We start from the raw sequence: 21597 nt of genomic DNA on the forward strand, positions 1-21597 counted from the left end.
AGGGGTGAGCAGTGAGCAGACCCCCACCACCGAGGAAACCACCGGCCCCCGCCCCCGGCGTCTGACGTACGCGGCGCTGCTGGCCGCGCTGGAAGGCCTCGCGCTGGTCGTCGGCGGCGTCTGGATCCTCGTCCTCGGCCTCACCGGGCATCCGGACGACCGGCAGCAGGCCGTGACCGGAGGCATCACGCTGGTGGTGCTCGCACTGCTTCCGCTGCTCGCCGCCCGTGGGCTGCTCGGCTGCCGCAGCTGGAGCCGCGGTCCTGCCGTCATCACCCAGCTCATGGCGCTGCCGGTGGCCTACAACCTGCTGCAGGCCGACAGCATGGCCATTCCGGCCGGGATCGCCCTCGCGGTCGTGGCCGTCGCGTCGCTCGTGCTGCTGGTGAACCCCGAGACGACCCGGGCCCTCGGGATCCGCGGGCCCGGCAACCTGGAGAAGTAGCGCTCACTCCTCGACGAGGAGCTTCTCCCGCAACTGCGCGAGCGTGCGCGCCAGCAGCCTGGAGACGTGCATCTGGGAGATGCCGACCTCCTGCGCGATCTGCGACTGGGTCATGTTGCCGAAGAAGCGCAGCAGCAGGATCCGCTTCTCGCGCGGCGGGAGATCCTCCAGCAGCGGCTTGAGCGACTCCCGGTACTCCACGCCCTCCAGCGCCTCGTCCTCCGCGCCGAGGGTGTCGGCGACCGCCGGGGACTCGTCGTCGGTGTCGGGGACGTCCAGGGACAGCGTGGAGTACGCGTTGGCGGACTCCAGGCCCTCCAGGACCTCCTCCTCCGAGATCGCCAGCTTCTCGGCGAGCTCGTGGACCGTGGGTGAGCGGCCGTGCAGCTGGGAGAGCTCGGCCGTGGCCGTGGTCAGCGCCAGGCGCAGCTCCTGCAGCCGGCGCGGGACGCGCACCGCCCAGCCCTTGTCGCGGAAGTGCCGCTTGATCTCTCCCACGACCGTGGGAGTCGCGTATGTGGAGAACTCCACGCCGCGGTCCGGGTCGAATCGGTCGACCGACTTGATCAGGCCGATCGTGGCGACCTGGGTGAGGTCGTCCAGCGGCTCGCCGCGGTTGCGGAAGCGGCGCGCGAGATGCTCCACGAGGGGCAGATGCATACGGACCAGCTGGTTGCGCAGCTCCGCGTACTCGGGGCTGCCACTGTCCAGCGTGCGCAGTTTGAGGAACATCTCGCGCGCACCGCTGCGGTCCGGAGAGCCGTGATGCCCACCTTGTGTGTGGTGTGCGCGCGGCGCCTGATCCTCGGAGTTCCGCTCGTGCTCGCTCATCGTCCCGCCCGTCGCCCTTCCCCGAGCGCTCGCCTCCTCCGGCACCCCCGACTTCGAGCGGGTGGGCGGACCCCCCTGGGCCGGGGATGCGGCGATCCCCCCGCCCGGAGACGCGCTCCGCACGGCACCGTCCCGGTCCAGCCGCCCGCCGCCCGGGAGGACGGCCTCCACGGAGTCGTCCTCGGGGTGCGGGCGGGCCTGCTCGGGAATGCCGTCGATGCCGTCCGCCATGCGCCGGGCACCGCTCGTGCCCGTGCCCTCGGCCGGCAGCCCTCGTGTGCCACGCTCTTCGTCCCGCACCGGCCCGTCCTCGCTCCTCACGCCGGCCCGGGTCCCGCGCCGCGCTGTTTGTAGAGGCTGATCGAAACGGTTTTGTCCTTGTCCACGGCAGAGGAGACCTTGCCCGCGAGGGCGGACAGAACCGTCCAGGCGAAGGTGTCCCGTGACGGGGCATGGCCGTCCGTGGTCGGCGCCGAGACGGTGACCTCGAGCGAGTCGTCGACGAGGCGGAAGACACAACTGAGCACCGAGCCGGGCACGGCCTGCTGAAGCAGGATCGCGCAGGCCTCGTCCACCGCGATGCGCAGGTCCTCGATCTCGTCGAGGGTGAAGTCCAAACGGGCCGCGAGACCGGCCGTGGCCGTACGCAGCACCGACAGGTAGGCACCCGCGGCCGGCAGCCGGACTTCCACGAAGTCCTGGGTCGCGGGCTCGCCTGCGATCTGGGACACCCTCACCTCCATGGTGGTACAAGCGTTTCAGGGCCGAGGGTCACCCCCCGGTACAACGCGATTCGTGGTTCAGCGGTGACGCTATCGCGCTCTCGACGGTCCTGTCCCCGGGACCCCATCCCCTTGTCGTCACTCACAGTAAACCTGTGGATACGCTCCGTGTCTAGAGGTTGGGCGGGCCCAAATGGGAAGAGCGCGCGCCGGATTGACGTACCCAGACGTCAGACGGTCGAACCGTCCGCCGCCCGGGGTCCTGTCGCGCTCACACCAGGACATGGTCGACAAAGCACCAACGCCAGGTCTCCCCGGGTTCGTGGCTCCGCATCACGGGATGGCCGGACTCCTTATGATGCTCCGCCGCGTGCCGTCCAGGCGAGGAGTCGCAGCAGCCGACGTGACCGCAGCTCAGGCACAGCCGTAGTTGCACCGGATCCATGCCGTCCGCCAGGCACTCCGGACACGTCTCGCTCAGCGGGCCGGGTTCTGGGTGCGGCAGCGCGTCGGAGTGCGTGCACTGTTTCATGATTGCCAGGTTACGACGGTCGGGCGGAAGACCGCGTCGAAAAGTGAGGGCGGGCGAGAACGATGGACGTGATGCCACTGCTGCTGCTCGTGGCGGGCAGCGCCGCGATCGCCGCGGCCGCGCGGCGTACCCCGGTGCCGGCGCCCCTGCTGCTGGTGGCGGCGGGGCTGGCGGTCAGCTACGTCCCGGGGGTGCCCGATTACACGCTTGACCCGCACGTGGTCCTGCCGCTCATCCTGCCCCCGCTGCTGTACACGGCGGCCACCGACAGCTCCTACCTCGACTTGCGGGCGCAGCTGCGGCCGGTCGCGATGCTGTCGGTCGGGTACGTGCTGTTCGCGACCTTCGTCGTGGGCTGGGCCCTGTACCTCATCGTGCCGGGCATGCCGCTGACAGCGGCGCTGGTCTTCGGCGCGGTGGTGGCGCCCCCGGACGCTGTCGCGGCGACGGCGGTGGCCCGCCGGGTCGGGCTGCCGTCGCGGATCACCACGATCCTCCAGGGCGAGTCCCTGCTGAACGACGCGACCGCGATCACCACCTACCGGGTGGCCCTGGCCGCCGCCGTCGGCGAGGGCGCGACCTGGGCCGGGGCCATCGGCGAGTTCCTGCTCGCGGCGGTCGGCGGCGTCGTGGTGGGCCTGCTGCTGATGGCGCCGATCCACTGGCTGCGCACGCACCTGAAGGAACCGCTGCTGCAGAACACGCTCTCCCTGCTGATCCCGTTCGTCGCGTACGCAGTCGCCGAGCAGGTGCACGCCTCCGGTGTCCTCGCGGTCGTGGTCGTCGCGCTCCACCTGGGGCACCGTGCGTGGGAGGTCGACTTCGCGACGCGCCTGCAGGAGGAGGCGGTCTGGAAGGTGGTCGCCTTCATCTTGGAGTCGACGGTGTTCGCGTTGATCGGACTCCAGCTGCCGGTGGTCCTCAGGGGCCTCGGCGAGTACGAGGGGGCCGACGCCGCCTGGTACGCGGTCGCGATTTTCCTGGTCGTCGTCGTGAGCCGTTTCGTCTGGGTGTACCCCGCCACCTTCCTGCCGCGGCTGCTGTCGGCCCGGGTGCGGGAACGGGAGGAGGACCCGACCTGGAAGGGGCCGTTCGTCATCGCGTGGGCCGGGATGCGGGGCGTGGTCTCCCTGGCCATCGCCTTCTCTATCCCGCTCACCATGCACGACGGCGAGGAGCCCTTCCCGCACCGCAACCTCATCCTCTTCCTGACCTTCACGACCGTCATCGGGACCCTCGTCGTGCAGGGCCTGACCCTGCCCCCGCTCATCCGGCTGCTGAAGTTCCCCGGACGGGACCCCCAGACCGAGACGCTCATCGAGGCCAACGCCCAGGCACAGGCCTCCAGGGCCGCGGAACAGCGCCTGGAGGAGCTCCTGGCCGACGAACGCAACGCCCTGCCCGCTCCGCTCGCCGACCGGCTGCGCACCGTCCTGGAGCGCCGCCGCAACGCCCCCTGGGAACGGCTTGGCCAGGCCAACCCGATCACCGGGGAGTCCGTCGACGACACCTACAGGCGGCTGTCACGGGAGGTCATCAGCGCCGAGCGCGAGGTCTTGGTCAAGCTCCGGGACGGCCGCTACATCGACGACGAGATGCTGCGGACCCTGCTGCGCAGGCTGGACCTGGAGGAGGCGGCGGCCTTCCGGGAGGCCGCGTGACGACGGGCCGCCGCCCCAGGGGCGACGACGGGCCGGCGTCTCCGAGGAGTCGACGGGCCGGCGACTCAGGTACGACGACGGGTCGGCCTCTCAGGGGAAGGGGCGCCCGGTGATCACGGCCGCCACCGCCGTCCCGCGAGGGAAGGCGCCTTCTCCGGCCAGGGTGACGAGGCCGTAGAGCAGCTTGGCGACATACAGGCGTTCGACGGGCAGGCCGTGCCGGTGCTCGAATTCCGCCGCGAAGGCGTCGAGCTCGGCGGGCACGCGCGCGTAGCCACCGCCATGGAAGCGCTCGTCCAGGCTCCAGGCGCCGCGCCTGCCACCGAAAGCCTCACGCTGCAGTGCCTCCGTCTCGGCGGCCAGGAAGCCGCCCCTGAGCACCGGCACACCCAAGGCCCGCTGGCCGGGAGCGAGACCGGCCGCCAGCCCCGCGAGCGTGCCACCGGTACCGCAGGCCACGGCGACGACCTCGGCCAGGCCGCGCAGTTCGGCGCCGAGCGCCCGGCAGCCGCGGACGGCCTCGGCGTTGCTGCCGCCCTCGGGGACCACGTACGCCTCCTCCGCGTCCGCCGCGCGCAGGATGCCGGCCAGGGTCCGCGGCCCGGACTTGCCCCGGTAGGTCGCCCTGTCGACGAAGTGCAGCCGCATGCCGTCGGCCGTGCAGCGGGCCAGCGAGGGGTTGAGGGGCCGGCCGGCCAGCTCGTCGCCGCGGACGACACCGACGGTGGGGATGCCGAGCAGCCGGCCTGCCGCGGCCGTGGCACGCAGGTGGTTGGACCAGGCACCGCCGAAGGTGACGACGGTACGGCCGGCCGCCGCGGTCAGATTCGGAGCCAGCTTGCGCCACTTGTTGCCGATCAGCTCCGGGTGGATGAGATCGTCGCGCTTCAGCAGCAGCCGCACACCCCGGCGCTCGAACCGGCCGTCCACGACCTCCTGCACCGGTGACGGCAGCCGTGGGCGCAGCGCGGCGATTCCGGGAGCGTCGGGGCTGGTCACCGGCCCATTGTCACCCGGGAGTGGGGAAGCGCGGGGCTCGGGCTGACGCCGCGCTCCCGCCTGGGCCCCTCGTCCGAGGGCCCGACACGAGCGCCCTCCAACGCCGTGACGGCCCCCTTGCCCAGCAGCGCAAAGCTCCATTCCCGCTCTTTCGGGTAATAGCACGACCACGCTGAGTGAGGAAGGCTTGCCCGTGCACATCGATGCCCGAGGCATGTGGGCGTCGGTCACAACCGGGAGGGCAGTTCTCTATGTCGGTAGGCGAAGAGGTCCGCACGGAGCAGACCAAGCCGCAGCAGAGTCTCGGCACGGCGGCCGCGCGGAACCTGGCCACCACGACCAAGTCCGTGCCGCAGATGCAGGAGATCAGCTCCCGCTGGCTGCTGCGGATGCTGCCGTGGGTCGACATCCAGGGGGGTACGTACCGGGTGAACCGGCGGCTGACGTTCGCCGTGGGCGACGGCCGTCTGACGTTCGTGAAGACCGGCGACCGTGTCGAGATCATCCCCGCGGAGCTCGGCGAACTGCCGGCCCTGCGGTCCTACGAGGACGAGGAGGTGCTCTTCGAGATCGCCCGCCGCTGCGAGCAGCGGGAGATCCCGGCCGGCGACGTGATCGCCTCGTTCGGCAGCCCGTCCGACGAGGTGTACCTCCTCGCGCACGGCAGGGTGGAGAAGGTCGGCACGGGCCCCTACGGGGACGACGAGTCCCTCGGTGTGCTCGCCGACGGCGCCTACTTCGGCGAGGACGCCCTGCTGAACGAGGACGCGATCTGGGAGTACACGGCCCGCGCCCTCACCGCGTGCACCGTGCTGGTGCTGCCCCGCCAGGAGTTCGCGCAGATCGCGGAGCGCTCGGACACCCTGCGCGAACACCTCCAGCAGCGCCGCTCGATCCCCTCGCAGCGCTCCAACAAGTACGGCGAGAAGGAGATCGACCTCTCCGCCGGCCACTCCGGCGAGCCGGACATCCCGCACACCTTCGTCGACTACGAGGCCCGGCCCCGTGAGTACGAACTGAGCGTCGCCCAGACCGTGCTGCGCATCCACTCGCGCGTGGCCGACCTGTACAACCAGCCCATGAACCAGACCGAGCAGCAGATCCGGCTGACGGTCGAGGCGCTGAAGGAGCGCCAGGAGCACGAGCTGGTCAACAACCGCGACTTCGGGCTTCTGCACAACTGCGAGTACGACCAGCGGATCCAGCCGCACGACGGCGTGCCCGGCCCGGACGACCTGGACGAGCTGCTCAGCAGGCGCCGCGGCACCAAGATGCTCCTCGCCCACCCGCGCGCCATCGCCGCGTTCGGCCGCGAACTCAACAAGCGCGGACTGGTCCCCGAGACCATCGACATGGCCGGCAACCGCATCCCGACCTGGCGCGGTGTGCCGATCTTCCCGTGCAACAAGATCCCCGTCTCGGACGCCCGGACGACGTCGATCATCGCCCTGCGTACCGGCGAGGCCGACCAGGGCGTCATCGGTCTGCGTGCCTCGGGCATCCCGGACGAGATCGAGCCGAGCCTGTCGGTGCGCTTCATGGGCATCAACGAACAGGCCATCATCAAATACCTGGTCACGGCCTACTACTCCGCCGCGGTGCTGGTACCGGACGCGCTCGGCGTCCTGGAGAACGTCGAGATCGGCCGCTGGCGGTGATACTCCCGGTACGCCGGCCGTGTCCCCGCCCGTCAGGGCGGGTACATCCTCGGGGTACGCGCCCAGCGGCAGCGGAAGCGCCACCGTCCGCTCATTCTCCGAGGCGGTCCCATGGGTGAGTCCCTCACGGAGTTCAGGACGGAGACGACGCTGCCCGCACCCTGCGGGCAGCACGGCACCGAGCCCGGGCCGGCGGCCGGAGCACCGGAAAGGCGGGGGCACATCGGGACGCAGCGGGACGGCGGGGCTGCACCGGCCGAAGGGCACGAGGCGGTCGTCCTGCTGGAGCGGGCCCGGGCGGAGGTCGATCCGGTGCTGCGAGTCGCCCTCGGCTCGCTGCCCGGCCCGATGCGCCGGATCGCGCGCTACCACTTCGGCTGGGAGCAGTCCGACGACAGCCCGGCGGAGGGCGGCTCCGGCAAGGCGATCCGGCCCGCGCTGGTCTTGGCCGCGGCGGCCGCCCTCGGCGGGCCCGAGGCGCGGGCCGGGGCGGCCCGGGCCGCCGCCGCGGTGGAACTGGTCCACAACTTCACACTGCTGCACGAGGACGTGATGGACCGGGACACCACCCGCCGCCACCGCCCCACCGCGAGGACCGTGTTCGGCGACGCCGACGCCGTCCTCGCCGGGGACGCCCTCCAGGCGCTGGCCCTGCGGCTGCTCGCCCAGGACCCCCACCCGGCGTCCCCGGCCGCCGCCGCCCGGCTCGCGGACTGCGTCATCGAACTGTGCGCGGGGCAGCACGCGGACACGGCCCTGGAGCGGTGCGCCCCCGCGGAGGTCACGCTCGACAGGGTGCTCGCCATGGCGGAGGCCAAGACGGGCGCCCTGCTCGGCAGCGCCTGCGCGATCGGCGGGCTGTACGCGGGCGCCTCGGACGAGGAAGTGGCGGCGCTGGACGCGTTCGGCCGGGAAGCCGGGCTCGCCTTCCAGCTCATCGACGACGTCATCGGCATATGGGGTGACCCGGGCGGCACGGGCAAGCCCGTCGGTGCCGACCTGGCCGCCCGGAAGAAGGCATTGCCGGTGGTGGCGGCCTTCGCCTCCGGCACACCGGCGGCCGCTGAGCTCGCCGGGCTGTACGCACGACCCGGCGAGCAGGAGGACCTGGAGCACATCGCCCTGACCGTGGAGCGCGCGGGCGGCCGCGACTGGGCGCAGGGCCAGGCGGCCGACCGGATGGCCCGGGCGATGCAGCAGCTGGCCCGAGCGGTGCCGGACCCGGAGGCGGCGGGCGGCCTGCTGGCGCTCGCCGAGTTCGTGACACGGCGGACCGGTTGACGGCCGGGGGCGCCGGTCGGCCGGCAGCAGTCGACGACCGGCCGTGGCAGGCCGCTGATCGCCGGCCTTTGTGACGACCTTCGGGTGACCGAAGGGCAAGACCACGGAGCGTCGGGGCCGTGCGGCTCCTGACCCCGCACGGCTACCGGCCTCCGGTCGGCGGGTCCCGCACTGCCCCACGGTGTGCGGGGCCCGCCCCCTTCCCCGACCACCCACCCGTACAGATCCGTCGAGTTTGCGCACACGTTCCACTGAATCCCGCCAAGATCTCGCTCGTATCCCTTCATGGGGAGAGGCGCCCCTACGATCAACGCCCGTCGGGTCGAGCGAAGGGGCGGGACATGGGTGTGGCCATCCGGACGGCGGGCGAAGGAGACAGGGAGCTGATCGTCCGGCTTCTGGACGAGGCGTTCCAGGACGACCCCGTGAGCGGCTGGGTCTTCCCGGGCGCGGCGGATCGCCCTGCCAAGCACCCCGCGCTCATGGCCGCCTTCACCGACATCGTGCTCGCGGCCGGCCGCATCGACGTCACGGAAGACGGCTCGGCCTGCGCCCTGTGGCTTTCCGTGCCCGCCGACGAGGGCCACGGCGAAGGCGACGCCGGGGACGACGAAGGTCCAGCCCAGGTACGCGAGGCCGTCGACCCGGACAACGAGCGCATCGAGGCGATCGGCCGGCTGACGGCCGCCGTCCACCCCGCCGGGCGGGCCCATGAGTACCTGTGGATGATCGGTGTGGCACCCGGCCGCCAGGGCGAGGGGCTCGGTACCGCGCTCATCGAGGCCGTCCTCGACCGGTGCGACCGCGAGGGGCTGCCCGCCTACCTGGAGGCCAGCAGCGCCCGCAGCCGCACGCTGTACGAGCGCCTCGGCTTCGAGCTCGTCGGATCGGTCCTCGACCTGCCGGACGGCCCGGCGATGTGGCCCCTGTGGCGCGAGCCCAGGCCGCACCGGTCCGCTTAGGCCGGGTGGCTTTCAGACGTAGCTCCGATGAGGGCCAGACAGCCGGGGCGGTCGCGGGTCGCCGGCCACGAGGTCGTGCATGAAGGGCGTGACCAGCGTGTGGTCCGTCGCCCTGGTCATCAGGTCGGCGACCACGTCGGGGTCAGGCACCTGCGTCGACGAGCGCGGCCCGGCGCCCGGGGTTGCCGACCATGCGGAATCCCTTCTCCTACTTGCGGCGATTCGCAAGGAACCCTTGAAACCACTACAGAGGAAGTACTACGAATGAAGTTATTGCGGTGACGCCTACGAAAAGAGACCGGCTTGCGAAAGCTCACGTACTACATCGCCTGCTCCATCGACGGCTTCATCGGTGACCCGAGCGGCGACGGAACGGCGATGATCCGCTTCGTCGACGAGGAGTTCCTCGACTACTTCCGCGAGGAGTATCCCGAGGCCGTGCCCACCCATGGCCGCCGTGCCCTGGGCATGGACGACCTGCCGAACAAGCGGTTCGACACGATCATCCAGGGGCGGGGCAGCTACGACCTCGCCCTGAAGGAGGGCATCACCAGCCCCTACGCCCACCTGCGCGAATACGTCGCCTCCAGCACCCTGACGGAGTCGCCCGACCCGAACGTCGAGATCATCGCGGACGACCTGGTCGGCAAGGTCCGCGAACTGAAGGCGGAGGACAGCGAGTTCGGCATCTACCTGTGCGGCGGCGCGACGGTCGCCGGCGAACTGCTCGACGAGGTCGACGAACTCGTCATCAAGACCTACCCCATGGTGTACGGCGCGGGCATGCCGATGTTCGGCTCCGGGGTCGCGATCTCGGACTTCACCCTGGAGTCGGTGCGCACGTTCGGCAACGGCGCGGTGGTGCGCACGTACAGCAGGAAGCGCTGAGCCTCCGACCGGCCTACTCTGAGGTCATGGGCAGCGAACGACACGTCTGTCCGGCCTGCGGACAGCCAGTGGAAACAGTCGTCCGGCGTCACAAGACGCTGGGCACCTGGGTCCCGCTCTGGGTGGCGGGCCCGTGCCGCAACCCCGAGTGCGGGGCCTACGACGCGGAAGGCGCCGCCGGTGGTGACACCGGCCACGGCGACAGCCGTGAGGGCGACCAGGGCACCCGGCCACCGGAAGGCACCCGGCCACCGGAAGGCACCCGGCCACCGGAAGGCACCCGGCCCCCAGAAGGCGACCTGCCCCCGGAAGGCGGCCGGCCCGCCGGGGACACCGCCCCGCCTGCCACGAGCCCGCCCGAACCGGCCCCGGGAGAAACCGCCGCGGAAAAGTCCTGAGCCCGTGTCGAGAAGCGCGGCCCGGCTCCGACGTCCCTTGTGAAGAACCGCCCACCGGGGCGGTGAGAGCCGAAGGAGCGGACTGATGAAGTACCTGGTCATGGTGCAGGGCACACAGGCGGACTACGACGCCATGCGCGGCAAGGCGTCCCCGGACTCCCCGGCCTGGAGCGAGGAGGAGCTGCAGACCATGTTCGCCTACATGGGTGCCATCAACGACGACCTGGCCGAGAGCGGCGAGCTCGTCGACGGGCAGGGCCTGGCCGAGCCGGCACAGACCCGGCACGTCACCCTCGGTGACGACGGCAAGGCCGTGATCACCGACGGGCCGTACGGCGAGACCAAGGAGCTGCTGGCCGGCTACTGGGTCCTGGAGTGCGAGAGTCTGGAGCGGGTCACGGAGATCGCCGACCGCGTCGCCCGCTGCCCCCAGCCGGCCGGCGCGCCCGACTACCCGGTCGTGATCCGCCCGATCATGGACGGTTCCGGGGACATCTGACCGACCGCCCGGCGCCGACGGACACGCTGGTGAGAAGCACACCCGAGATCGAGGACCTGCTGCGCGCCGACGCGCCGCAGGTCCTCGGTGCGCTGGTCAGACGGTACGGACACTTCGACGCCGCCGAGGACGCCGTACAGGAGGCGCTGCTCGCGGCCGCCGGGCAGTGGCCCGACGAGGGCGTGCCCGGCAATCCGCGCGGCTGGCTGATCAAGGTCGCCTCGCGGCGGCTCACCGACACCCTGCGCAGCGATCAGGCCCGGCGGCAGCGCGAGGAGCGGGCGGCCGCGCTCGCGCCCCGCGACGCCTTCACGGCGCCGCCGCCGGGGGAGCGGGCGCCCCGCGACGACGACACGCTCTCGCTGCTGTTCCTGTGCTGCCACCCGGATCTGTCGCCGCCCGCGCAGATCGCGCTCACGCTGCGCGCCGTGGGCGGTCTGACCACGGCGGAGATCGCCCGGGCGTACCTCGTCCCGGAGGCGACCATGGCGCAGCGCGTCAGCCGCGCCAAGCAGAAGGTGCGGGGTGTGCGCTTCGGCCGCCCGGACCGCTGGGAACAACGGCTGCCGTCCGTCCTGCAGACCCTCTACCTGATCTTCAACGAGGGCTACACGGCCACTTCCGGCGCCGCCCTGCAGCGCCGTGATCTCGCGGGCGAGGCCGTGCGGCTGACCCGTACCGTCCACCGGCTGCTGCCCGGCGACTGCGAGGTGACCGGCCTGCTCGCGCTGATGCTGCTCACCGACGCCCGGCGCGAGGCGCGCAGCGGCCCGCACGGCGAGCTGATCCCTCTCGACGAACAGGACCGCGACCGCTGGGACCGCGCCGCGATCGACGAGGGCGTCGCGCTCATCACCGCGGCCCTGTCCCGGGGCCGCCCGGGGCCGTTCCAACTGAGGGCCGCGATCGCCGCCGTGCACGACGAGGCAAGCTCACCCGAGGCGACCGACTGGGCCGAGATCCTCGGCCTGTACGACGTCCTCGTCGGCCTGGTCCCCGGCCCGGTCGAGCGCCTGAACCGCGCGGTCGCCGTCGCCATGGTCCACGGCCCGCGCGCGGGCCTGACCGAAGTGGATTCCCTGGCCGATGAGTTGAAGGGCCACCGGCTGGACGCCGTACGAGGTCATCTCCTGGAGCGCGCGGGCGAGCCCGAAGCCGCCCGGGCCGCCTACGAGTCGGCGGCCGCACAGACCCTCAGCCTGCCCGAGCAGCGCTATCTCCGGGCCCGGGCGGCGCGGTTGGGCGACTAACGTGTACGGCATGGATATACCGGGGGAGCGGCGCCGCACCGTACGGCGCCTGGTGGTGATGGTGTGGGCGCTGGTCGCGGTCGTGGCGGGCGGGCTGACGCTGTGGATGCAGGACTCGGCGGAACCACCGGGACCCTACGGCTGGGAGCGGACGGATCCCGGCGACGCACAGCACCTGCCGCCCTGCCCGACGCCCGAGGCCTGCGCGTACGTCACCAGGCCCTAGCCGCGCCGCCCGCCCGTCGCCGGGGCGCGGGTCGTCAGGCAGTACGTGCCGCCCGCCGGGTCGCGCATGGCCGTCCAGCCGGGGAAGGCGGCCACGAATGCGGCCCCGAACTCCTCGTGCCGGGCCCGGGTCGCCGGGACGTCCGCGCAGGCGAGGTCGAGGTGGGCGGAGGCCGGACGTTCCTCGTCGAGGCGTTGCAGGAGCAGACGGACCGGCAGGCCGGGCGGCGGCTCGACCACGTGGAACTCCGCACGGGAGCCCGGCCGCGACTCCCAGCCGTCGAGCAGCGTGCTCCAGAAGGCGACTTCCCCGTCGAAGGCAGAAGCCGGGACGTCCACGCACACCTGGTCGAGCCGGCTGCCCCGCACCACACCCGGCCGCGCCGACTGCCCGCGCCACGGGGCCGCGCAGAACAACTGCCGCCGGGCGAGCGCAGCACGACGAGTGACCCCAGGTCGGCCACCACGCCCGCACCGAGCCGCACCGCCGTGGCGGCGAACTCCGGTACGTCGTCCACACAGAAGTCGAGGTGCGCACCCCCGGAAGACGGACCGACCGCCTGCACCTTCACGCACGCGTCGGCGCCGTCGGGCAGCAGGGTGACGAACTCGTCGTGTTCGCCGCGCAGTTCGGACAGACGTGTGTCCGTGACGGCCGTCCAGAAGTCGCAGGCGGCGCCGAAGGCCTCGCGCGGGCGGTCGATGAAGGCGTACGTCCAGCTGATCCTCATGGGCGCGATCGTAGAGGGACCGCCCCACCGCCACCTGCGTGAACCTCGACCTGCCCTCGCCGCACCGTTCCCCGCCGATCGCTCTGCGCTTGTTTGCATTCAGGAATGGATCACATCACGTTCCTCGTGGCGGCCGTCATCGTCACGGCGCTCGCCTTCGACTTCACCAACGGATTCCACGACACGGCGAACGCGATGGCCACATCCATCGCCACCGGCGCGCTCGCACCCCGTACAGCGGTCCTGATCAGCGGTGTCCTCAACGTCGTCGGTGCCTTCCTGTCCACGGAGGTCGCCAAGACCGTCTCGGGCGGCATCGTGGACGACACCCTCGTCTCCCCGGGCATGATCTTCGCGGGACTGGTCGGCGCGATTCTGTGGAATCTGCTGACCTGGCTGATCGGCCTGCCCTCGAGCTCCTCGCACGCCCTGTTCGGCGGTCTGATCGGGGCCGTGTGGGTCGGAGCGGGCAGCCAGGGCGTCAACGTCGAGAAGGTCGTGGAGAAGGTGCTGGTGCCCGCGGTGGCCTCGCCGATCGTGGCCGGTGTCGCCGCGCTGCTCGCCACCCACCTCGCCTACCGGCTCACCGACCGGGCCCGGGGGGACTCCGTCACCAAGGGGTTCCGCATCGGCCAGATCGCCTCCGCCTCGCTGGTCTCCCTCGCCCACGGCACGAACGACGCGCAGAAAACCATGGGTGTCATCACCCTCACCCTGATCTCGGCGGGTGCGCTCGGCCACCACGCCGGCCCGCCGCTGTGGGTCATCGCGTCCGCGGCCCTCGCCATCGGCCTGGGCACCTACCTGGGCGGCTGGCGGATCATCCGCACCATGGGCAAGGGCCTCACCGAGATCCAGTCGCCGCAGGGCTTCGCCGCCGAGACCGCCTCCACGACCGTCATCCTGACCTCCGCCCACCTCGGCTTCGCCCTGTCCACCACCCAGGTGGCCTCGGGCAGCATCCTCGGCGCGGGGCTCGGCCGCCGGCTCGCGGAGGTCCGCTGGGGCGTCGCCGTCCGGATGGCGGTCGCCTGGACGGTCACCCTGCCCGCCGCGGCGCTGGTCGGGGGTCTGGCCGCCGCCGTCGTGCAGAACGGCGGGGACCTTGGCACGGCGGTCGTCGCGCTGGTCGGCGTGGCCCTCGCGGCGGGCATCGTGGTCCTCTCGCGCCGCAACCCGGTGCACGCGCGCAACGTCAACGACGCGCACGAGGCCGGCATCACCGCCGAGCGGCCGGCCAAGGTCGGCACGGCCGCGTGAACGCCGGGAGCAGGACATGCATCCGGACGGGACCGCACTCGGCGGCCGGGCGGAGCGCGTGCACGCGGCCCTGTTCGCCGGCCTGATCCGTGTCGCCGCGGTGAGCGCCGGCGTCACCGTCGCCGTGGTCGCCGTATTGGCCCTCGTCGTCCTCGGCCTCGCCCGGCTGGAGGGCGGCCGCGCACAGCAGGTGATCGTCCCTCAGTTCCACCGACGGCGCGTACGGCGAAGGGGCCCGGCCGGTTCTCGGCCGGGCCCCTTCGCCGTACGAAGGCGATCAGGCCTTCTTGGTCTCCCAGAAGATCTTGTCGATCTGGGCGATGTAGTCCAGAGCCTTCTGGCCGGTGGCCGGGTCGGTCGAGGCCTTGGCGGCCGAGAGGGCCTTGAGGGCGTCGTTGACCAGCTGGTGCAGCTCCGGGTACTTCTCGAAGTGCGGGGGCTTGAAGTAGTCGCTCCAGAGCACCGAGACGTGGTGCTTCGCGAGCTCGGCGCGCTGCTCCTTGATGACGGTGGCGCGCGCCTGGAAGTGCGGGTCGTCGTTGGCGGCCATCTTCTCCTGCACGGCCTTCACCGACTCCGCCTCGATGCGGGCCTGGGCGGGGTCGTACACACCGCAGGGAAGGTCGCAGTGGGCACTGACCTTGACCTTGGGGGCAAACAGGCGGGAAAGCATGGAGCATTCCTTCCTCGTGATCGTCTTCTCACAGGGGACATTACTCCGTGAGGGACGGCTTTTCGCGGGTGCCCCCATGGGCTTAGGACAAAAGTCCGGGGTGAGACTGAGACTGGTGGACGAAGAACCGGGGAGGTGCCGGGTGATGCCGGAGTTGTCGCAGGAGTCCGAGCGGGGGAGGCCGGCCCCGCCCTTCGGGGTGGCCGAGGTGACCGGGCCGTCCATGGTGCCCACGCTGTACCACGGGGACCGGCTCCTGGTGCATTACGGGGCCCGGGTCAGGCCCGGGGACGTCGTCGTGCTGCGGCACCCCTTCCAGCAGGACCTGCTGGTCGTCAAGCGGGTCGCCCAGCGGCGCGAGAGCGGCTGGTGGGTGCTCGGGGACAACGCGTACGCCGGCGGCGACAGCACCGACTACGGCGTCGTGCCCGACGACCTGGTGCTGGGGCGGGTCCGGTTCCGCTACCGGCCGCGCAGGCCCGACCGGCGCTCGCCGTGGGCGCTGCTCGGCTGGGCGCTGTCGGCGGCCAGGCCCGTGTTCTCGGGCAGGACGGGCCGTGCGGCCTCCAGGCGCTTGCGGGCGCGGTAGGCCGCCACGTTGGCGCGGGTCGCGCAGCGGTCGGAGCAGTAGCGCCGGGAGCGGTTGGTGGAGGTGTCGAGGTAGGCGTTGCGGCAGGGCGCGGCCTCGCACAGGCCGAGGCGGTCGGCGCCGTGCTCGGTCAGGTGGAACGCCAGGCCCATCGCCGCGATCGCCGCATAGCCCGCGGTGGCGTTCGACGGGTGGTCCGCCAGGTGCATGTGCCACAGGGGCCGGCCGTCGTCGTCACGGAAGTCGTGTCCCGAGATCTGCGGGCTCACCGGGAACTCCAGCAGCAGCGAGTTCAGCAGGTCGACGGCGAGCCTCTCGTCGCCCGAGTCGGCCGCCTCGAAGACCGCGCGCAGCCGGGCCCGGACCGAGCGGAAGCGCGTCACGTCCGCGTCGGTGGCGCGGCGGGCCGCCGACTGGCTGGGCCCGAACAGATCGCGGACGGCCTCGACCGACGTCAGGGCGTCCTTGCCCCGGGCCGGTTCCTCGGTGTTGACGAGGCGCACGGCGTAATCCGAGTAATAGGCCAGTTCCACTTGTAGTCCTTACGGAGGGGCTTTATCGTCGGGGGCGTGCACGTGTAACAGCTGATGGTGCTTCCAGGGTATTACGAGGGAGGGGTCGATGGCGGACGCCGACATCACCGCGGCCAGCGCCGACTGGCAGGCCTGGCAGGAGAGCTGGGACCGGCAGCAGGAGTGGTACCTGCCCGACCGCGAGGAGCGGTTCCGGATCATGCTCGACATGGTCGAGGCCCTCGTGGGCACCGCCCCGCGCGTCCTCGACCTCGCCTGCGGCACGGGCAGCATCACCGCCCGGCTGCTCGCCCGCTTCCCGGACGCCACCAGCACCGGCGTAGACCTCGATCCAGCGCTCCTCGCCATCGCCGAGGGCACCTTCGCGGGCGACGACCGGGTCCGTCTGGTCACCGCCGACCTCAAGGACCCCCACTGGCCGGCGCACCTGCCGTACGACTCGTACGACGCCGTCCTGACCGCGACGGCCCTGCACTGGCTGCACCGGGAACCCCTCGCGGACCTCTACGGCCAGGTCGCGGGACTCGTCCGCGCCGGCGGTGTCTTCATGAACGCGGACCACATGATCGACGAGACGACGCCCCGGATCAACGCGGCGGAGCGGGCGCAGCGGCACACCCGTATGGAACAGGCCAAGCGGGACGGCATCCTCGACTGGGCCGAGTGGTGGCAGCTCGCGGCGAAGGACCCCGTTCTCGCCGGACCCACCGCCCGGCGCTACGAGATCTACGGCGAGCACGCGGACGGCGACACGCCCTCGCCCGGCTGGCACGCGCGCGTGCTGCGCGAGAAGGGGTTCGGCGAGGCCAGGCCCGTGTGGTGCTCGCCCTCGGACACCCTGCTGCTGGCCGTCAAGTAGCACGGACGGAGGGGGCGGTACGGAGATCCCGTACCGCCCCCTCGCCGTGCGTACCGTCAGAGCACCTTGGACAGGAACGACTTGGTCCGCTCGTGCTGCGGGTTCGTCAGCACCTCGCGCGGGTGACCGGATTCGACCACCACACCGCCGTCCATGAAGACCAGGCTGTCGCCCACCTCGCGGGCGAAGCCCATCTCGTGGGTGACGACGATCATCGTCATGCCGGACTCGGCCAGGTCGCGCATGACGTCCAGGACGTCACCCACCAGCTCCGGGTCGAGCGCCGAGGTCGGCTCGTCGAACAGCATCAGCTTCGGGTCCATGGCGAGGGCCCGGGCGATGGCGACGCGCTGCTGCTGACCGCCGGAGAGCTGGGAGGGGTAGTTGCCCGCCTTGTCGGCCAGGCCCACCCGGTCCAGCAACTCCAGGGCACGCTCCCGCGCCTTGCCCTTGCCCACGCCCTTGACCTGGACCGGCGCCTCCATGACGTTCTCCACGGCCGTCATGTGCGGGAACAGGTTGAAGCGCTGGAAGACCATGCCGATGTCCCGGCGCTTGACCGCGACCTCGCTGTCCTTCAGTTCGTAGAGCTTGTCGCCCTTCTGCCGGTAGCCGACCAGCTCGCCGTCGACCCACAGCCGGCCGGCGTTGATCTTCTCCAGGTGGTTGATGCACCTCAGGAAGGTCGACTTGCCGGAGCCGGAGGGGCCGATGAGGCAGAACACCTCGCCGGACTTCACCTCCAGGTCGATGCCCGTGAGGACTTCTACGGGGCCGAAGGACTTGTGGACGCCCTCGGCCTTGACCATGACGGTCATGCGGTGCCTCCCGTCGACGCCGAGCGGTTGGACAGGGACAGCAGGTTCGCCTTGATCTTCTGGAACGGCGTGGCCGGCAGGGACCGGCTCGAACCACGCGCGTAGTACCGCTCCAGGTAGTACTGGCCGATGCTGAAGATTGAGGTCAGCAGCAGGTACCAGGCCGCCGCCAGGAACAGCATCTCGGCGGGGGCGCCGGAGGTCTGCCCGATGTCCTGGGCCGCGCGCAGCAGCTCCGGATACTGGACGACCGAGACCAGCGAGGTCGTCTTCAGCATGTTGATGACCTCGTTGCCCGTCGGCGGCACGATCACGCGCATCGCCTGCGGGATGACGATCCGGCGCAGCGTCCTGGAGTGGCTCATGCCCAGCGCGTGCGACGCCTCGGTCTGGCCCTCGTCGACCGAGAGCAGACCGGCCCGGCAGATCTCCGCCATGTAGGCGGCCTCGTTGAGGCCGAGACCCAGCAGAGCCGTCAGGAACGGGGTCATGAAGTCCGACCACTCGTCCTTGTAGAACGGCCCGAGGTTGATGTACTCGAAGACCAGGCCCAGGTTGAACCAGACGATCAGCTGCACCAGGACCGGGGTGCCGCGGAAGAACCAGATGTAGAACCACGCGATCGACGAGGTCACCGGGTTCTTCGACAGGCGCATCACGGCGAGCATGACGCCGCCGACGATGCCGATCACCATGGACAGCACGGTCAGCAGGAGCGTTTTGCCCACGCCGTCCAGGATCCGGTCGTCGAAGAAGTAGTCCGGGATCGCACCCCAGTTGATCTTGCCCTGGGAGAACGCGTAGACGACCCCGACCAGCAGGGCGATGGCGACGACGGCGGAGACATACCGCCCGTAGTGCCGGACCGGGATGGCCTTGATGGCCTCCGGTCCGGCCGGGGGCGTGTCAGCCGGCGTCTTGTCGATGTCAACAGTCACGGGTGTTGCCTTTCAGTGCCGCTGAGCTGCGGTCACTTGCCGCCGTTGATGGTGGCCTCGTCGATGGAGCCGTCCGTGACGCCCCACTTCTTCATGATCTTCTCGTACTCGCCGTTCTCGATGACGGCGTTCAGCGCGTCCTTGAGAGCGTCACGCAGCTGGGTCTGGTTCTTGGCGACCGCGATGCCGTACGGGGCGGCCTCGACCTGCTCGCCGACCAGCTGGAAGTCCTTGCCGCCACCGGAGGTCTTCACCGCGTACGCGGCGACCGGGAAGTCGGACGAACCGGCGTCCGCGCCACCCGCGCGCAGACGGGTCTGGGCCTGCTGGTCGTTGTCGAAGGCCTCGATGGCGATCTTCTTGCCGGCCGGGCACTTCTTCGACTCGGCCTTGGCGAGGTCCTCGGAGACCGTGCCGCGCTGCAGCACGATCTTCTTGCCGCACAGGTCGGACCAGGTCTTGATGCCCTGGTCGTCGCCCTTCTTGGTGTAGATCGACACACCGGCGGTGAAGTAGTCCACGAAGTCGACGCCCTCGCCGACCTTCTTGCCGGTGTCGGAGTCGATGCCCTCCTGGCGGTCCTTGGTGTCGGTCATCGCGGACATGGCGATGTCGTAGCGCTTGGAGCGCAGACCCGTGATCAGCGTGTCGAACGTGCCGTTCTCGAACTGGAAGTCGACCCCGAGCTGCTTGCCCATGGCGGCGGCGAGGTCCGGGTCGATGCCGACGACCTTTCCGGAACCGTCCTTGAACTCGACCGGGGCGTAGGCGATGTCGGAGCCGACCTTGATGACACCCTTGTCGCGGATGGCCTGCGGCAGCTTGTCGGCGAGCGGGGCCGAGGCCGCGGTGTCGCTGGAGCCGGTGTCCTTGGTCTGGTCACCGCATCCGGTGAGCATCAGCGCGCCTGCGACCGCGATCGCACCGACCGCTGCTAGCCGGGAGTGCGCGGCGGTCGTACGACGGGTGGAGCTTGCGGTCATGGTGGGTTCCTCCGGCGGATGGGTGGAGTTGCCGATGGGGCGGGCCGCCGCCGATGGATTCGGCACGGCCGTGGCACGCCGAAGGGTTCGGCAGTGCCGTGGGTCGACGAGAGCACACGTCTTCGAGTGTCGCGACCTCGTGTGATTACGGCATCTTGCCATTCGGACTGCGCGATTCTGGGGGCCAGTCATGTCAAAATCGGATAACGGGCGACCCCCGAACCGCAGCACTCCGGTACATCACGGCCGGACCTTCTATAGGAATCACCCCTTCCGGCCGGAAGATCTTCGGTAAATCCCGGGATTTCCACACGGCAGCCGAGGACTTCGCCGGTGGTTGAGTGGTTGTAGCTGCTTTGTCCAGGTCTTGTCCCGATTTTGGACGAAGCGTCAGAGCCTCGTCATGTGACCTTCGCGTTATCGACTCGTCCCTGACGCCGTCCGTCCGGTATGAAGGGTCTTTACACCCCTCATCCGGGGCTCAGGGCGCGTGTGCGGCGCGCCCGTCGCGTACGCGCCCGTACGTATACACGTACAAGCACGACATGGGCCTACGCGGTGCCCGCCCACCCCTCACCAGGAGTGGCCACCCTCAAAACAATGAAGATTTAAGGGGTAAAACGAAGTGGCAGCGGAGATCGTCAATCCTCGCAGCGAGAGCAAGACCGGTGATACGGAGCACGAGGGCAGTGCGGAGCCCCTCGACTCCTTCGACCCGGCGTTCGCGTTGCACCGCGGCGGCAAGATGGCTGTGCAGGCCACCGTGCCGGTCCGTGACAAGGACGACCTGTCCCTGGCGTACACGCCCGGCGTCGCGAAGGTGTGCAGCGCGATCGCGGAGCAGCCGGAGCTCGTGCACGACTACACGTGGAAGTCGTCGGTCGTGGCCGTCGTGACGGACGGTACGGCCGTGCTGGGCCTCGGTGACATCGGGCCCGAGGCCTCCCTCCCGGTGATGGAGGGCAAGGCGATTCTTTTCAAGCAGTTCGGTGGCGTGGACGCGGTCCCGATCGCCCTGGCCTGCACGGACGTCGACGAGATCGTCGAGACCGTGGTGCGGCTCGCGCCGTCGTTCGGCGGCGTCAATCTGGAGGACATCTCGGCACCCCGGTGCTTCGAGGTCGAGCGCAGGCTCCAGGAGCGGCTGGACATCCCGGTCTTCCACGACGACCAGCACGGAACGGCCGTGGTGACGCTGGCCGCCCTGCGGAACGCCGCGCGGCTGAGCGGGCGGGCGCTGGGGGAGCTGCGGGCCGTCATCTCCGGCGCCGGTGCGGCGGGTGTCGCCATCGCCAAGATGCTGGTCGAGGCCGGGATCGGGGATGTCGCGGTGGCCGACCGCAAGGGTGTCGTGTCGGCGGACCGGGACGACCTCACGCCGGTGAAGCAGGGGCTGGCCGGGTTCACGAACAAGGCCGGGATCACCGGGTCGCTGGAAACGGCGCTGGAGGGGGCCGATGTGTTCATCGGCGTCTCCGGTGGCACGGTCGCGGAGTCCGCGGTGGCGACGATGGCCAAGGGTGCGTTCGTCTTCGCCATGGCGAACCCGAACCCCGAGGTGCATCCCGAGGTCGCGCACAAGTACGCGGCGGTCGTCGCGACCGGGCGGTCGGACTTCCCCAACCAGATCAACAACGTGCTGGCGTTCCCCGGGATCTTCGCGGGGGCGCTGCAGGTGCGGGCCTCCCGGATCACCGAGGGGATGAAGCTGGCCGCCGCGGAGGCGCTGGCCGCTGTGGTCGGGGACGATCTCGCCGCCGACTACGTCATTCCGTCGCCGTTCGACGAGCGGGTCGCGCCGGCGGTCACGGCCGCGGTGGCCGCGGCTGCTCGGGCCGAGGGTGTGGCGCGGCGCTGAGGCC

The 21597-nt window shown here is 70.9% G+C and carries 22 protein-coding genes and 2 pseudogenes; 14 read left to right on the forward strand and 10 right to left on the reverse strand.

Annotated features, from left to right (window positions below):
* The first annotated feature begins 4 nt into the window (after positions 1-4).
* Positions 5-445 (forward strand): hypothetical protein, encoded by a 441-nt coding sequence (locus IGS69_RS23585; RefSeq protein ID WP_190902521.1) that lies wholly within the window; start codon positions 5-7, stop codon positions 443-445.
* 3 nt (positions 446-448) lie between these two features.
* On the opposite strand, the gene IGS69_RS23590 is transcribed toward IGS69_RS23585, so the two are convergent.
* The 3 genes from IGS69_RS23590 to IGS69_RS23600 all read right to left on the reverse strand — a co-directional run bounded on the left by IGS69_RS23590 (position 449) and on the right by IGS69_RS23600 (position 2530).
* Positions 449-1576, reverse strand: coding sequence for an RNA polymerase sigma factor SigF (locus IGS69_RS23590; protein ID WP_190902522.1), 1128 nt, complete (start codon positions 1574-1576; stop codon positions 449-451).
* A gap of 17 nt (positions 1577-1593) precedes the next feature.
* Positions 1594-2007 carry an ATP-binding protein gene (locus tag IGS69_RS23595; protein WP_003992877.1) on the reverse strand — a complete coding sequence of 138 codons (414 nt, stop codon included), beginning with the start codon at positions 2005-2007 and terminating at the stop codon, positions 1594-1596.
* 262 nt (positions 2008-2269) lie between these two features.
* Positions 2270-2530 carry a UBP-type zinc finger domain-containing protein gene (locus IGS69_RS23600; RefSeq protein WP_190902523.1) on the reverse strand — a complete coding sequence of 87 codons (261 nt, stop codon included), beginning with the start codon at positions 2528-2530 and terminating at the stop codon, positions 2270-2272.
* 62 nt (positions 2531-2592) lie between these two features.
* Here IGS69_RS23600 and IGS69_RS23605 point away from each other — a divergent pair, with 62 nt between their 5' ends.
* A complete protein-coding gene (locus IGS69_RS23605) occupies positions 2593-4191 on the forward strand; it encodes a Na+/H+ antiporter (protein ID WP_190902524.1) in 1599 nt (532 codons plus the stop codon).
* Positions 4192-4281: 90 nt separating this feature from the next.
* On the opposite strand, the gene IGS69_RS23610 is transcribed toward IGS69_RS23605, so the two are convergent.
* Entirely contained in the window at positions 4282-5190 is a 909-nt protein-coding gene (locus IGS69_RS23610; RefSeq protein WP_190902525.1) for a 1-aminocyclopropane-1-carboxylate deaminase/D-cysteine desulfhydrase, read from the reverse strand.
* A gap of 251 nt (positions 5191-5441) precedes the next feature.
* Between IGS69_RS23610 and IGS69_RS23615 the strand changes: the two genes are divergently transcribed.
* The 8 genes from IGS69_RS23615 (at position 5442) to IGS69_RS23650 (ending at position 12352) form a co-directional block, all read left to right on the forward strand.
* Positions 5442-6848: a family 2B encapsulin nanocompartment shell protein gene (locus tag IGS69_RS23615; protein WP_190902526.1), complete on the forward strand. Its 1407-nt coding sequence runs from the start codon at positions 5442-5444 to the stop codon at positions 6846-6848.
* 111 nt (positions 6849-6959) lie between these two features.
* Positions 6960-8129, forward strand: coding sequence for a family 2 encapsulin nanocompartment cargo protein polyprenyl transferase (locus IGS69_RS23620; RefSeq protein ID WP_190902527.1), 1170 nt, complete (start codon positions 6960-6962; stop codon positions 8127-8129).
* A gap of 341 nt (positions 8130-8470) precedes the next feature.
* Positions 8471-9091 carry a GNAT family N-acetyltransferase gene (locus tag IGS69_RS23625; RefSeq protein ID WP_190902528.1) on the forward strand — a complete coding sequence of 207 codons (621 nt, stop codon included), beginning with the start codon at positions 8471-8473 and terminating at the stop codon, positions 9089-9091.
* 303 nt (positions 9092-9394) lie between these two features.
* On the forward strand, positions 9395-9979 hold the full coding sequence (locus IGS69_RS23630) for a dihydrofolate reductase family protein (RefSeq protein WP_190902529.1): 585 nt from the start codon (positions 9395-9397) through the stop codon (positions 9977-9979).
* A 26-nt stretch (positions 9980-10005) separates the two neighbouring features.
* A complete protein-coding gene (locus tag IGS69_RS23635) occupies positions 10006-10377 on the forward strand; it encodes an LITAF-like zinc ribbon domain-containing protein (protein WP_190904780.1) in 372 nt (123 codons plus the stop codon).
* 85 nt (positions 10378-10462) lie between these two features.
* Complete coding sequence (locus tag IGS69_RS23640) at positions 10463-10876, forward strand: YciI family protein (RefSeq protein ID WP_190902530.1); 414 nt, start codon at positions 10463-10465, stop codon at positions 10874-10876.
* Between the two features lie 29 nt (positions 10877-10905).
* The gene (locus tag IGS69_RS23645) at positions 10906-12126 is read left to right on the forward strand and encodes an RNA polymerase sigma factor (RefSeq protein ID WP_190902531.1); all 1221 of its coding nucleotides are present in this window, start codon (positions 10906-10908) and stop codon (positions 12124-12126) included.
* A 10-nt stretch (positions 12127-12136) separates the two neighbouring features.
* Positions 12137-12352 (forward strand): hypothetical protein, encoded by a 216-nt coding sequence (locus IGS69_RS23650; RefSeq protein ID WP_190904781.1) that lies wholly within the window; start codon positions 12137-12139, stop codon positions 12350-12352.
* Here the strand turns inward: IGS69_RS23650 and IGS69_RS23655 are convergent.
* A pseudogene (locus IGS69_RS23655) lies at positions 12349-13082 on the reverse strand (VOC family protein). The gene IGS69_RS23650 and the pseudogene IGS69_RS23655 sit on opposite strands and share 4 nt — an antisense overlap.
* A 105-nt stretch (positions 13083-13187) precedes the next feature.
* On the opposite strand from IGS69_RS23655, the gene IGS69_RS23660 reads away from it, so the two are divergent.
* Positions 13188-14342, forward strand: coding sequence for an inorganic phosphate transporter (locus IGS69_RS23660; RefSeq protein WP_190902532.1), 1155 nt, complete (start codon positions 13188-13190; stop codon positions 14340-14342).
* Between the two features lie 277 nt (positions 14343-14619).
* Here IGS69_RS23660 and sodN read toward each other — a convergent pair whose 3' ends face one another.
* Positions 14620-15015 carry a superoxide dismutase, Ni gene (gene sodN, locus IGS69_RS23665; protein ID WP_020123534.1) on the reverse strand — a complete coding sequence of 132 codons (396 nt, stop codon included), beginning with the start codon at positions 15013-15015 and terminating at the stop codon, positions 14620-14622.
* A 223-nt stretch (positions 15016-15238) separates the two neighbouring features.
* Between sodN and sodX the strand changes: the two are divergent.
* Positions 15239-15412: pseudogene (sodX, locus tag IGS69_RS35235) on the forward strand (nickel-type superoxide dismutase maturation protease); the annotation flags it as partial.
* Positions 15413-15477: 65 nt separating this feature from the next.
* Here sodX and IGS69_RS23675 read toward each other — a convergent pair.
* A complete protein-coding gene (locus tag IGS69_RS23675; protein WP_232543623.1) occupies positions 15478-16137 on the reverse strand; it encodes a CGNR zinc finger domain-containing protein in 660 nt (219 codons plus the stop codon).
* A gap of 88 nt (positions 16138-16225) precedes the next feature.
* Here IGS69_RS23675 and IGS69_RS23680 point away from each other — a divergent pair, with 88 nt between their 5' ends.
* Positions 16226-16996, forward strand: a complete 771-nt coding sequence (locus IGS69_RS23680) for a class I SAM-dependent methyltransferase (RefSeq protein ID WP_190902534.1) — start codon at positions 16226-16228, stop codon at positions 16994-16996.
* 56 nt (positions 16997-17052) lie between these two features.
* Here the strand turns inward: IGS69_RS23680 and IGS69_RS23685 are convergent, their stop codons facing one another.
* From IGS69_RS23685 to IGS69_RS23695, 3 genes are read right to left on the reverse strand one after another with little or no spacing between them, the layout of a single operon-like run.
* Entirely contained in the window at positions 17053-17814 is a 762-nt protein-coding gene (locus IGS69_RS23685; protein WP_269783181.1) for an amino acid ABC transporter ATP-binding protein, read from the reverse strand.
* Positions 17811-18752, reverse strand: coding sequence for an amino acid ABC transporter permease (locus tag IGS69_RS23690; RefSeq protein WP_190902535.1), 942 nt, complete (start codon positions 18750-18752; stop codon positions 17811-17813). The genes IGS69_RS23685 and IGS69_RS23690 overlap by 4 nt, the downstream gene beginning before the upstream one ends.
* 32 nt (positions 18753-18784) lie before the next feature.
* Positions 18785-19735, reverse strand: a complete 951-nt coding sequence (locus tag IGS69_RS23695; protein ID WP_190902536.1) for an ABC transporter substrate-binding protein — start codon at positions 19733-19735, stop codon at positions 18785-18787.
* A 625-nt stretch (positions 19736-20360) separates the two neighbouring features.
* Between IGS69_RS23695 and IGS69_RS23700 the strand changes: the two genes are divergently transcribed.
* On the forward strand, positions 20361-21593 hold the full coding sequence (locus IGS69_RS23700; protein WP_190902537.1) for an NAD(P)-dependent malic enzyme: 1233 nt from the start codon (positions 20361-20363) through the stop codon (positions 21591-21593).
* Positions 21594-21597 lie beyond the last annotated feature (4 nt).

The organism is Streptomyces tuirus (assembly GCF_014701095.1).
GTDB classification, from domain to species: Bacteria; Actinomycetota; Actinomycetes; order Streptomycetales; family Streptomycetaceae; genus Streptomyces; species Streptomyces tuirus.